This is a genomic window from Lewinella sp. 4G2, from assembly GCF_001625015.1.
GTDB lineage: Bacteria > Bacteroidota > Bacteroidia > Chitinophagales > Saprospiraceae > Neolewinella.
Genome location: NZ_LVWJ02000014.1, coordinates 2,492,515 through 2,505,845, shown reverse-complemented (window position 1 = coordinate 2,505,845; position 13,331 = coordinate 2,492,515). Strand labels below are relative to the sequence as shown.

Below are 13,331 nucleotides of genomic sequence, written 5' to 3'. Positions count from 1 at the left end.
ACAGCCGTATCTTTAGAATCTCAAACAGAATACCATGCGTTTACTCCCCATCCTAGTTGCCGTCTTTGCTTTTATCGCCATGGCGGCCCCACCGAAGAAGGTGGTCATCCAGACTTCCGCCGTTTGCGAAATGTGCAAAACGAGCATCGAAAAGAACCTGCTCGCCATTGAGGGCGTCGCCAAGGCTGAGTTGGATCTCGTCACCAAAAAAGTAAAGATCAAGTACGACGACAAATTGGTCGACGTAGCTACCCTCCGCCAGGCCATCGCCAATACCGGCTACGCTGCGGATGACGTTCCCGCCCGACCCAAGGCTGTCGAAGGCCTAGCCAACTGCTGCAAGCCGAAGGACACCGCCAAGAAAGGTTGCGCTAAGAGCTGCGCCAAAACCTGCGATAAGGAGGGCTAATCCTTCCGCTGCCGCAAACAAAAGCCGCGATCGAATTACTTCGGTCGCGGCTTTTTTGTTGGCTAGATAAAACGCTAAATAGATGGCGATCAGTGAATATTAATACCCGGCCCCACGGTGAGAGATCCGAAACAAAGTGAGCCACCAATCAACAAGATCAGCAACCCCGTGAGGAGGTGAGCTTTTGCTCGCTCCCCGGAAGACACTAGCCGATCGGTTTCAGGAGCGTCGACGACGGAAGCCGTTTCGGCTTCCGGTTTTGCCATCTTAGTTGGCGTATCCGCCATGGCGAAAACAAGGCCCGAAATGATTAGGCCACAACCATAAACGGCACCTACGGCCAGCGCGGCCAGACCAACGGAGTAGATGAAATCATCGCCCCCCACCCCAATCCCAAACAACAGGCTAAGGACCAGGACGATGAGACCGAAATTGAGCAAGTGCTTCTTGATAACCGAGGCAGTGTAGTTCACGGGGTAGATTTAATGCGTGGTAAGGGTAGTTGAAAAGGTCGGTACTTCCGCGCGCAGGGTCTGTAACCGTGCCCGCTGCTCCTCCGTCCGGTAAAACAGATTCATCGTCTCAAAGGGAATGATGTGCCCGTTGGGCTGAACGATGTGGACACAGCTCTTCTTCACGGACCGCACGTCAAAATCATACGCATCCATGAAGTTCATGATGATGATCCGGAAAAGGTTGCCGTAGCCCAACGATTCCGACTTCACCGGCGGCAGGCAACACATCAGTTCGTGGAAACCGTCCTGGGCAACGTCCACCGAGCAACCGGTGCTGAAGAGCCCCAGCAACTGTGCGTGGACGGCATCCTGTTGTTCGTAGACGATCGTATTAGCCGTCGTCGAATCCAACAGCGCGGCGGGGTTGACGTGGCGGGTGAGCGGGAAAACTTCCCCCTCCAGTTTTAGTAGGTAGCCCATTGTGAGGGCGTCCGGGTTACAGGGCACGGGAATGAGGTCATCGCCGGTCAGCAAGGGGGTTTGATCCAATATCTTTTGCCGCACTTCGGTGGGCGTGAGCCGGTCCGTGGCGGGATTGAAGTTCTCCGTCCGCCCGGCCACCTGGGTGGGTTGAAAGGTGACGCCCCGGCAGCAATCCTGCTGAAGGGCAAACTCAATGATCTTGCCCAATTCGTCGTCGTTTTGTCCCCGCTGGAGGGTACAGACGAGCGTCGTAGAAAGACCTACGCGGTTCAGATTTTCCAGTGCCCGTTCGCGGACGCGGGTGAGATCCTTCCCCCGCATGCATGACAGCACCGAGGGTTTAAAGCTATCGAACTGCAGGTACACCTCGAAGTCCGGTTGGTAGGTGGCCAACCGCTCGGCGAAGCCGGGGTCATTAGCGATCCGGAGACCGTTGGTATTGAGCATCAGGTGTTTGATGGGCCGGGCTTTGGCCAGATCCATGATCTCCCAAAAATGGGGGTGGATGGTCGGTTCTCCCCCACTGATTTGGACCACGTCGGGTTCGCCTTCGCTACGGACGACGGCGTCCAACATCGTTTCAATTTCCGCCAGCGTCCGGTGGCTGCCGTAGTTGGGCGCGGAATTCGCGTAGCAGGTGGGGCAGGACAGGTTGCAACGGTCCGTTACTTCCAAAACGGTGAGGCAACTGTGCTGCTCGTGGTCCGCGCAGAGCCCACAATCAAAGGGGCAACCCCAGGTGACGGGGGTGTGAAACCGATTCGGGTATTCACTGGCCTTGTTGTAGTTGCGGATCCGTTTGTAGTAGTCCACGTCGGTAGCGATCAGGACGCGGCTCAGGCCGTGCTCCGGGCAGCGCTTACGCATCCACACCTTATCGTCCTGAAAAACGATCTTAGCCTCCACTCTTCGCAAACAGTGAGGGCAAAGGCTCTGGGTATAGTCGTAGTAGGTGTAGTTCCCAACCATATTATTATCGGTCTTTACCCACTAAGCCGGGGCCGTGGTCATAAATATACCACAACAGGCCCAGCACGCACGCCCACTGGATGGCGCCTAGGCCATAAAGTGGAATCTGCGGTTGCAGGAATCCAATTCCAATCCGCCAGACCAGATAGGCTGTCAGAAACAGGGCGAAGAGCTGACCATCCTTCAGTCTACTCTTATTATCCACGGCCTTCAGCCCCAACCACAAAACGCCCAGAAAGAGAAACTCGTAGAGCGCCGTCGCGTGGCGGGCGACTCCATCTCCCAGATCGATCCCTACCCAACTATCCGTCGGCAACCCGTAGGTAGGCTCCCCTACCCCCATACTCAGGCAGCCGAGCCGACCGATCATCATGGCCAGTAGCAACGGGTACACGTACACGTCGCCCGTCCGGCTGCGGATACCTAGCCAGCGTTTGGCGACCTCGACCGTCCATAGCCCGCCCAGGAGGCCACCAACGATGGTTTTCGATTGCAGGTAGTACAGCCAGCCGTCCGCTCCCCCACCCGACCAGAATCTCGCTGGATCCTCCAGGCTTCCTAGCAGGCGTGAGCCAATGAGGGCACCCAGTGCGGCGGCAATTAACAGAGTAACCCGGCTGCTATCCGACACCTGATCTGACCGCTCTTTGCGTTGCCGGTAATAGTAGCGCATGGCCAGCAGGATCCCCAGTGTTTCCAAACCAAAGTGAATCAGCGGCGCGCCGGGGATCAGGTATTGTCCTTCCATCAGCCCCCAAGATAGTTTTCGAACGGGGCGCTGCCGCAGGATGCCAGGAAAAGGGCAAGTAAAAAAGACCGTGCCGAACAGGAAAGAACTTCCTGCCCGGCACGGACTAATTACTGATCGCAGAAGTAGCAACCAGTTGGATGGATTAAGCTTACTGCACGATAATGCGGCGGCCAGCGAATCCGTCTCCATTCAGAATGCGGAGCACGTAAGCACCCGGTGCGAGATCCCGGAGGTCCAGGCGGTTACGCCCGTTACCCACCGCGACCTGACGGCTAATTACCCGGCGACCGGTAGCGTCGAACACCTCGAACGTCGTCTCATCGTTACGTAATCCTTCGATCTCGATGACGGCAACGTCGGAGATAGGATTCGGGAATACGGATAAGCGTACGCCGCGCTCCAGCAGATTGGTGGAGGTAGTCCCGTTAGCTTCACACAAATTAGGCGTATTCAGCGCCCAGGTAAGGGCGTCGCCAACGAAAGTCTGGGTGTTCTGATCCGCGTTCGGTGTGGGGACCACCGCGCCGGCTTCCCAGATACCCGCAGCTACCGCAACGTTCGTCCGTCCTCCAGTAGCCGTACCCCAGCGCACGTAGGATACAATGGCGTCGGAGCTACCGAAACTGTTGGTCGTGTAAAGTCCGAGTTCACCGCTGGTCGTATTGTAGTCGATACCACTTACTACCATCACCTCACCGGGCTGAAGGACCAGGTCTCCACAAACCAGGTTAAGCGTGCTGACCCGCTCGTAGCCGGGGAAGTTGCACAGCCAGTAGTTGCTGACGTCGATCGCCCGGTCCGTTCCGTTGAAGAGTTCAATCTCACCGGCAGCGCTGAACTCGTTGATGATCACGTCGGTCAGGGTGACGGCACCATCCGCCAGGCGGTTAACGGTAATGAAGTTGTCGGAGATTGCCTCGCAAGCGTCGTCAGTAAGGCTACTGATATTTTCACCGGCGACGGGGTCACCGAGGCCACGGTAGCTCCAACCCCAGATACGGCAGATACCAGCGGGAGCGCCGCTCAGATCGAGCGTACTGGTTTCGGCGCTGTTGGCGAAGCCAAGGATATTGTCGTTGTCATCCGTAATGATGTACCAGTAGCTGAGGGCGGTAGCACTCGTTACGTGCGCCACTTCCACCACGATGTCACCGGCAACGGCACTCGTATCCGTGGATCCGGAAGCCAGGCTGACCGTGCCACCGTCCGGAGACTGACGATCCACTACTACCGGGTTGGAGAAGTCGAAGCAACCTACCAGGTCGCTGACATTGTTACCGCCCGCAAGACCTTCGAGGCCGTCCTCGTAGGCGAGGTACCAGATCTGGCATACGCCGTCGCCCGCACCATCGAGGTCGAAGGGACCGTTACCGCCGGGGAGGCCCAGAATTAATCCGTTGGCATCCGTAATCACGAAGCGGGTGTTGGCACCCGATGCGTTGCCATCCAAAGTGATTTCCAGCGGGTCGCCGACGCCGTCCACGCAAATGGAGGTCTCCGTACCACCGGTAGCCAGTTCAATGGCACCACCCTCAGCAGCTTGCTGGCGGTTAACGGTGATGAAGTTATCGGAGATCGCTTCGCAAGAATCGTCCGTCAGTGAACTGATGTTCTCACCGGCGACGGGGTCACCGAGGCCGCGGTAGCTCCAGCCCCAGATGCGGCAGATGCCGACGGGGGCGCCACTCAGATCGAGACGGCTAGTTTCCGCGCTGTTGGCGAAGCCGAGGATGTTGTCGTTATCATCCGTAATGATGTACCAGTAGCTGAGCGCCGTAGCATCCGTTTCGTGGGTGACGTCAACGAAGACGTTACCGGCACAGGCGTAGGTTTCCGTAGAACCATCGGCCAGGCTGACCGTACCGCCGTCCGGAGACTGGCGGTCGACCACGACTGGGTTAGAGAAGTCGAAGCAACCCACCAGGTCGCTGACGTTGTTACCGCCCGCAAGACCTTCGAGGCCGTCTTCGTAGGCGAGGTACCAAATCTGGCATACGCCGTCGCCCGCACCGTCGAGGTCGAAGGGACCGTTGCCGCCGGGGAGGCCGAGAATCAAGCCGTTAGCATCGGTGATGACGAAGCGGGTGTTGGCACCCGATGCGTTACCATCCAAAGTGATTTCGAGTGGGTCGCCGAGGCCGTCCACGCAAATGGAGGTCTCCGTTCCACCAGTTGCCAGTTCAATGGCGCCGCCTTCAGCGGCCTGCTGGCGGTTAACGGTGATGAAGTTGTCGGAGATCGCTTCGCAGGAATCGTCAGTCAGGCTACTGATGTTTTCACCAGCGACGGGGTCGCCAAGGCCGCGGTAGCTCCAGCCCCAGATGCGGCAAACACCGACGGGAGCGCCACTCAGATCAAGACGGCTAGTTTCCGCGCTGTTGGCGAAGCCGAGGATGTTGTCGTTATCATCTGTAATGATGTACCAGTAACTGAGGGCCGTAGCGTCCGTTTCGTGGGCGACGTCAACGAAGACGTTACCGGCACAAGCGTAGGTTTCCGTAGAGCCGTCGGCCAGGCTGACCGTACCGCCGTCCGGAGACTGGCGGTCCACTACTACCGGGTTGGAGAAGTCGAAGCAACCCACCAGGTCGCTGACGTTGTTACCGCCCGCAAGACCTTCGAGGCCGTCTTCGTAGGCGAGGTACCAGATCTGACAAACGCCGTCTCCCGCACCGTCGAGGTCGAAGGGACCGTTGCCGCCGGGGAGGCCAAGGATCAATCCATTAGCATCTGTGATGACGAAGCGGGTGTTGGCACCAGATGCGTTGCCGTCCAAAGTGATTTCCAGCGGGTCGCCGACACCGTCCACGCAAATGGAGGTCTCCGTACCACCGATGGCCAGTTCAATGGCGCCACCTTCAGCCGCCTGCTGACGGTTAACGGCGATGAAGTTGTCGGAGATCGCTTCGCAGGAGTCGTCCGTCAGCGTAGAGATATTCTCACCGGCAACGGGGTCACCGAGGCCACGGTAGCTCCAGCCCCAGATGCGGCAGATACCGACGGGGGCACCACTCAGATCAAGCGTACTGGTCTCCGCGCTGTTGGCGAAGCCGAGGATATTGTCGTTGTCATCCGTGATAATGTACCAGTAGCTGAGCGCCGTAGCATCCGTTTCGTGGGTGACGTCAACAAAGACGTTCCCTGCACAGGCGTAGGTTTCCGTGGAACCGTCGGCCAAGCTGACCGTACCACCGTCCGGAGACTGGCGGTCGACCACTACGGGGTTAGAGAAGTCGAAGCAACCCACGAGGTCGCTCACGTTGTTGCCGCCGGCAAGACCTTCCAGGCCATCTTCGTAGGCGAGGTACCAGATCTGACAAACGCCGTCGCCCGCACCGTCGAGGTCGAAAGGACCGTTGCCGCCGGGGAGACCGAGGATCATGCCGTTAGCATCCGTGATGACAAAGCGGGTGTTGGCACCGGATGCGTTTCCGTCCAAAGTGATTTCCAGCGGGTCGCCGACACCGTCCACGCAAATGGAGGTCTCCGTACCACCAGTAGCCAGTTCAATGGCGCCACCTTCAGCCGCCTGCTGACGGTTAACGGCGATAAAGTTGTCGGAGATCGCTTCGCAGGAGTCATCCGTCAGACTGCTGATGTTCTCACCGGCGACGGGGTCACCGAGGCCACGGTAGCTCCAGCCCCAGATGCGGCAGATGCCAACGGGGGCGCCACTCAGATCGAGTCGGCTCGTTTCCGCGCTGTTGGCAAAACCTAAGATGTTGTCGTTGTCATCCGTAATGATGTACCAGTAGCTAAGCGCGGTAGCGTCCGTTTCGTGGGTGACGTCAACAAAGACGTTACCGGCACAGGCGTAGGTTTCCGTAGAGCCGTCGGCCAGGCTGACCGTGCCACCGTCCGGAGACTGGCGGTCGACCACTACCGGGTTGGAGAAGTCGAAGCAACCCACCAGGTCGCTGACGTTGTTACCGCCCGCAAGACCTTCGAGGCCATCCTCGTAGGCGAGGTACCAGATCTGGCATATGCCGTCGCCCGCACCGTCGAGGTCGAAGGGACCGTTGCCGCCGGGGAGGCCGAGGATCAATCCATTAGCATCCGTGATGACGAAGCGGGTAACGTCGCCGAAAGCATTTCCGTCCAGCGTAATTTCGAGTGGGTCAGCAACACCATCGACGCAAATGGATGTCTCCGTTCCGCCGACAGCCAATTCGATGGCGCCACCTTCAGCAGTACACTGAGCATTTAGGACGGATTGCAGGAGGAAGAATATCAGAAATAGCGCTGATGTGTAGAGCGACTTTTCCAGCCAGTAACGTTGGCGATTTTTGATGGGTAAAAGATCTAACATGATGAATGATTTTTGACATACCACGTTCAGGCCACCCGGAGGGCAGCAATGGTAGGTTCGAGCGTATAAAATTTAATGATTGGCCCATCAGCTATTGATATTTAGTCGCTGATTGCCTTCCCTCCCCTTTACCAGCAGGCACCTGCAATGGCTGCGTTCAGATATAAAATTAATTATCTTATTCTTTAACTGTCGCCATGCGACACGGCCGCACCCTTGAACAATCCACACCACATTTAGGGAAGCTCGTCACCAGAATTCAAATTTTGGCATACCAAAAAAATAACCGCCTCCGGATGATCCAGAGGCGGCTGATAAAACTCCTATATAAAATTTGAAAGTCTTTACTAACTAGTAATCAAGTCTTATCGCACGGTCAAAGTGTCGTTTTACAGCTAAACGCATTAGCGCTTTTTAAAATCAAATTGGTAAGCAGCGGATACACCCGCCGTCAGTAGCTTAACGGATCCCTCGCCAATACCGGTGAAGGGTGTCTGTACGTATGTTTCCACTCTAAGCGCTGACCGGCCCTTAAGGCGTAATTGGTAGCCCATACTAAAGTGGCCCATCCCGAGGTAGTGCTGGTTTTCACCGTTGACGTCCCAATTGGATTTAATCGGATCAAAACCCGGGTCGTAGAATACATTGTATTCCTCCTTCAGCAGTAAATAGGTGGAAGCACCGGCGCTGAAGTAGAGAGAGTTGTTAGCCGCTCCGTTCAGGTAGTAATTAACCGATACCGGAATTTCGAGTATCTGACATTCACCGCGGATTTCGTTCGGGCGAAGGCCATCGTTTAGATCCCAAAATTCATCTTTAGTAGAGAAGTTTTTCTCTTCCGTCAGGTAGCTCACCTTATTGTAGAAGGCACCTACGCCGAGAGAAAATTTGTTGGATACGTGGTACTCCAGACTCGCACCAAAGCGCGGCCGGGCTTCCTTAAATGGATCGGAACCCGCCTGCCCCAAAATGATGCCACCGCCGACGGTTGCGGAGAGGTAGCCGGCGCCTGGTGCCGCGGTAAAGTCGGCCTGCGCTGACTGCACGGGAGTCACTTCCCGATCTAAAGCGGGGCTGCCATCACTAATCTGCACACCCAACAGTTCTGCTGGTGGGATCAGGGCCAAAGCGGAGCTGCTACCGTCATTAGCTGAAGTTGGGGTATTAGCAACGGTATTACTAGTTCCGGTGGTGACCCCACCAATTCCCGAATTGGCTATCCCTTCGGAATCCAGGTCCGCTTTATTCGTTATGTCACCATTTTGTAGTGGGGTATCCCCATCCAATTGCCCGGCACCTGCGGCAGCGCCCAAATTATCTTGGAATGAACCGGTTAGCTCGTTCGTGGATGCAGGAGATGAAAGTGAGGCGGTGTTTTCGGCGGCTTGGCGATCTGAGGTAGTGGCCACAGACGCTTGCGTCGACCGCTGGTCTTGATTGGGTAATGAGCTTGCATTGAGCTGAGTGGAAGTAGCTTCGTTCAGCTTGGCAGTAGTTGTAGGGGCGGCGGATGAACCTGGGGTTGGAATGGAAACCTCCGTAAAAGTGTCAGAGGCAACAATGTTAGCAGTGTTGGATGCCGGGAGCAATAGCCAGGCGGCTACGGCCAAAGCGAGGACGCTACCGGCAATGCCCGCGGCCCACTTCCAGCGGGTGAGGCTGGCGTCGGCTTCGAGGAGGGCTTCCATCTGGTTCCAGGCGGCGTCGTTGTATTCGAAGCCGTGGCGCTCGGCGCCTACCTGGAACAGCTCGTCCGTCTGTCGGTCGTTTAGTTCAGGCATTTGTTGTGGAGAGTTGTTGTTGAAGTAGCTCGCGCAACTTGCGTCGGGCGCGAACGAGGTTTGATTTGGAGGTAGAGACCGAAATACCTAAAGTTTTGGCGATCTCCTCGTGGCGGAAACCGTCAATGACGTACATATTAAATACTGCGCGGTAGGAAGCGCTGAGGGATTGCACGAGGGTAATGAGTTCCTGGTAGCCAATCTGGCTGAGGATATTTTCGCGGTCCGCGAGGTCACCGGCTTCGTCCATTCCCGTCTCCATACCGTATTTTTTCTGCCGCTTCAACTGGTTGATGGCGGTGTTGACGATGATCTTGCGAAACCAGGGTTTGTATGGCTGCGTGCGATCATATTTCTTGAGGTTCTTGTACACTTTCATGAAGGAATCATTGACAATCGACAGCGCCTCCGCTTCTTCCTCCACGTACCGGATCGCAACGCTCATACCGTACCCGTAGTAGAGTTTGTACAGATCGTGCTGGCTACTGCGCTGCCCTTTGAGGCAACCATTCAGTATGGCCGGTAAATGTTGGTCGTAGTTAGCGGGCATGCGGCCGTCGACTATCGTTTTGATGATTCCTAATACCCCCCTTACCACGGTGCGGGGTAGAAGGCTGCGTGGCTGCGCAAACTTTTTTTAAAAAAGTTTCAGGTGCCCTGATGGAATCCAGTAACTATGATCTGGCGCTGCCGCGGGTGCAAAGGTAGGGGGATGGCGGGGGACGCCAGTAAGGACTCCACGGCACTTCTAGGTCGAGTCATTTGGTTAGTGAGGAGTCCTCACCGAAGTAGTTTGCTGCGGAAAGCAGGTTCGGCCGAGGGGTAATCAGTCAATCACCTGGGAGTACTTGTAAAAGTTATAGATACCGTAGCCAAGAGAAATAAAGCCAGAAAAGCCGCCGAAGGAAAGCATGAGGATGATGCCAATCCCGGCAAAAATCAGTGCTCTGGTCAGGTATGCAGATTTACTCTCCGGCGGCCCACCCTCGCGTTGCCCGTTCGCTCTCCGCAGAGCTCGTTTGTAATCCTCCTCCGTCAGTAACGGATGATCGTAGGTATACCGCAGGGCATCTGCGTGCACAACGCCAGCGGAAAGATCAGCACTCATTTTCGTGACAGTCCTACGCCGAAAGCGTTCTCTTTCGTCGTCAATAATCCGTTGGTAGACCGCGGGATGAAGGTCCGTATTTTCCAATTCGATGTTCTCTTTGACGGCATTAGCTAGCTCCTCTTCGTAGGGTTGCTTTACGTAGAAAAGTACATCTCCGGCGATCGTACCAATATCGCGGGAATACAGTCCTTTGGATTCGGCAACGTCTTGCCAATCCTGCCAGCTTGCTCCTCCCTGAAGCAGTTGGGCAAATTCCTGGGCGTATTCTTTTTGTTCTGCTCGTGTCATACCTGAAACTATTACACCATCGCCCGCAACGACTCAATCTTGGCCGACCAATCCGCCAATTTCTTCTTCTCCAAAGCGACGACGGCTTCCGGGGCATTATTCACGAAGCGTTCGTTGCTAAGCTTTTTCGTAACGCCGGCAACCTGCTTCTCCAACCGGGCAATCTCTTCGTTGATCTTGGCCCGTTCGCCTTCGAGGTCGATCGTTTCGTTGAGCACGAGGTACCCTTTATCGTTTCCAACGAGGAAGGGTAAGGCGTTATCGGGTGATTCGTCCGTCAGGGCAACGCTTTCTAGTACACCGCTCTTTTGCAAAAACTCCTTGGCACCCGCGACAGCGCCCAGTAACGTTTCCGTGGCTTCGCTGCGCTGAACGAAAAGGGCGAGTTGCTCACGCTGGTTGACGCCCCGTTGGTTACGGATGTCGCGCATGCTGGAGATGATGTCCTGCAATTGCGTGAAGTCTTTGATGACCTGCTCGTCGTACGCCCCCGCTGTGGGCCAGGTACTGACGACGCAATCATCCCCTTCGCCGCGCTCGCGCAGTTGGTGCCAAACCTCTTCGGTGATGAAGGGCATGAAGGGGTGCAGCAAGGTCATCATCCGCTCGAAAGCGCTGATGGTTAGCTCATAGGTCTCGTTGCTCAGTTTACCGTCGGCGGGCTTGATGGCCTCGAGGTACCAGGAGCAGAAATCGCCCCAGATGAAGTTATAGAGCGTAGCCAGGGCTTCACTGATGCGGTATTCACCGAGGAGGCGATCGACTTCAGTAATCGTCTGGTTCAACTTGGCGTTGAGCCATTCGCCAGCGAGGACGGTGACGGGGTCGGGCGCACGATCCACCTGCTCAAAACTCTGGATGAGGCGATTGGCGTTGAAGATCTTATTACAGAACTTCTTACCCTGGTTGCAAAGTTCGGAGGTGTTCTTCTTGGCTGGATCGTTAGAATAAACAGGGGCATCGAAGACAATGTCGTTACCCGCAGCGGCTGAGCGCATCATCCCAAAACGGACGCCATCCGCGCCGTATGCTTTGAGCAACTCGAGCGCATCCGGGCTGTTACCCAAAGACTTTGACATCTTCTTGCGCTTCTCATCCCGGACCATCCCCGTGAAGTAGACGTTCTTAAAGGGCATCTTTCCCTTCTGCTCAATGAGATCCTTTGGCAACAATTCTTCACTGAATTCGTAGCCGGCCATCACCATACGGGCGACCCAGAAGAACATGATATCCCAACCCGTAACGAGGTCGCTCGTCGGGTAGTAGTACTCCAATTCCTTGGTATCCTTGAAGCCGTCGAAAACGGACATCGGCCAGAGCCAGCTGGAGAACCAGGTGTCAAGGACGTCCTCATCCTGCTGCAGGTCTTCCATTTTGATGTCGGCCGTAGCGTGTTTGCGCTGGGCTTCGGCCAGGGCTTCCTCGGCGGTTTCGGCGACGAAAACCTCGTCGTTCCAGTACCAGGCGGGGATGCGCTGCCCCCACCAGAGTTGGCGGCTGACGCACCAGTCGCGAACGTTCTCCGGCTTGAGCCAGGACCGGTACATATTGACCATATTCTCCGGGTGGAACTTGACCTCACCGGATTCAACTGCGTGAAGGGCCGTAGCCGCCATGCCTTCCATCTTGAGGAACCACTGCAGCGTCAGGCGGGGCTCGACGACGGCATTCGTCCGTTCACTCCGGCCAACGGAGGTGCGGTACTGCTTGGTTTCCAGCAGGTCCCCACTCTTCTTGAGCATTTTGACGATCTCGACGCGGGCCTCGTCGCGGTCCATCCCGACGCAAACCTGGGCGTTCTCGTTCAGGGTCCCGTCCGGGTTAAGGAGATCGATGACCTCCAGCCCGTACTTCTCGCCGAGGGCATTGTCATTCATGTCGTGGGCCGGCGTAACCTTGAGGGCGCCGGTACCGAAATCGAGGGCGACGTAATCGTCCACAATGATGGGAATCTCCCGATTGACGATGGGGACGATGACCTTGCGGCCGTGGTACTTGGTGTAGCGCTCGTCCTTCGGGTTAACGGCGAGGGCCGTATCGGCCATGATCGTCTCGGGCCGGCTGGTGGCGATGGTGATGTATTCATCGTCCGTCCCCGCCACCTTGTAGCGAACGTGGTAGAGGTTCTTGTTTTCCTCGGTATGAATAACCTCTTCGTTGGAGAGAACGGTCTGGGCGGAGGGGTCCCAGTTCGTCATGCGCAGCCCACGGTAGAGCTTCCCCTTTTTGTGGAGGTTGACGAAGACTTTGATGACGGCCTTATACAGTTCCGGCTCCATCGTAAAGCGAGTTCGTTCCCAGTCGCAACTGGCGCCGAGTTCCTGCAGTTGCTTGAGGATTATCCCGCCGTATTCCTCCTTCCAGGCGAAGGCGTGCTTCATGAACTCCTCCCGCGTCAGGTTCGATTTCTTGATACCCTGCTCCCGTAGTTTCTTGACGACCTTGGCTTCCGTAGCAATGGAGGCGTGGTCGGTACCGGGTACCCAGCAGGCGTTGCGCCCGTCGAGCCGCGCCTTGCGGATCAGGATGTCCTGAATCGTGTTGTTCAGCATGTGCCCCATGTGCAGTACCCCGGTCACGTTGGGCGGAGGGATGACGATGGTGAAGGGCTCGCGCTCATCGGGCGTAGAGTGGAAATAGTTCTTCTCCAGCCAGTGCTGGTACCACTTTGATTCGACGTCGGCGGCGGTGTAGGTAGTCGGTGCGGGCATGTTGCTCATTGCTTTGCGTTGGGAGGGCGAAGGTAAGATAGAATGGGGAGTAGCAGTGCCGAAG

9 protein-coding genes are annotated in these 13,331 nt (G+C 56.4%); 1 reads left to right on the top strand and 8 read right to left on the bottom strand.

Annotated features, from left to right (window positions below; translation table 11 throughout):
• The first annotated feature begins 34 nt into the window (after positions 1–34).
• On the top strand, positions 35–409 hold the full coding sequence (locus A3850_RS10600; RefSeq protein WP_068216322.1) for a heavy-metal-associated domain-containing protein: 375 nt from the start codon (positions 35–37) through the stop codon (positions 407–409).
• 89 nt (positions 410–498) lie between these two features.
• On the opposite strand, the gene A3850_RS10595 is transcribed toward A3850_RS10600, so the two are convergent.
• The 8 genes from A3850_RS10595 to A3850_RS10560 form a co-directional block, all read right to left on the bottom strand.
• Entirely contained in the window at positions 499–882 is a 384-nt protein-coding gene (locus A3850_RS10595) for a hypothetical protein (protein ID WP_068216321.1), read from the bottom strand.
• A gap of 9 nt (positions 883–891) precedes the next feature.
• Entirely contained in the window at positions 892–2,316 is a 1,425-nt protein-coding gene (locus A3850_RS10590; RefSeq protein ID WP_068216319.1) for a radical SAM protein, read from the bottom strand.
• A gap of 4 nt (positions 2,317–2,320) precedes the next feature.
• Entirely contained in the window at positions 2,321–3,064 is a 744-nt protein-coding gene (locus A3850_RS10585; RefSeq protein ID WP_197494035.1) for a prolipoprotein diacylglyceryl transferase, read from the bottom strand.
• Positions 3,065–3,215: 151 nt separating this feature from the next.
• The gene (locus A3850_RS10580; RefSeq protein ID WP_068216317.1) at positions 3,216–7,376 is read right to left on the bottom strand and encodes a T9SS type A sorting domain-containing protein; all 4,161 of its coding nucleotides are present in this window, start codon (positions 7,374–7,376) and stop codon (positions 3,216–3,218) included.
• Between the two features lie 404 nt (positions 7,377–7,780).
• On the bottom strand, positions 7,781–9,157 hold the full coding sequence (locus tag A3850_RS10575) for an outer membrane beta-barrel protein (protein ID WP_068216315.1): 1,377 nt from the start codon (positions 9,155–9,157) through the stop codon (positions 7,781–7,783).
• On the bottom strand, positions 9,150–9,707 hold the full coding sequence (locus A3850_RS10570; RefSeq protein ID WP_068216313.1) for an RNA polymerase sigma factor: 558 nt from the start codon (positions 9,705–9,707) through the stop codon (positions 9,150–9,152). The genes A3850_RS10575 and A3850_RS10570 overlap by 8 nt, the downstream gene beginning before the upstream one ends.
• Before the next feature lie 276 nt (positions 9,708–9,983).
• Positions 9,984–10,556, bottom strand: a complete 573-nt coding sequence (locus tag A3850_RS10565; protein WP_068216311.1) for a hypothetical protein — start codon at positions 10,554–10,556, stop codon at positions 9,984–9,986.
• Between the two features lie 11 nt (positions 10,557–10,567).
• On the bottom strand, positions 10,568–13,267 hold the full coding sequence (locus tag A3850_RS10560; RefSeq protein WP_068219673.1) for a valine--tRNA ligase: 2,700 nt from the start codon (positions 13,265–13,267) through the stop codon (positions 10,568–10,570).
• Positions 13,268–13,331 lie beyond the last annotated feature (64 nt).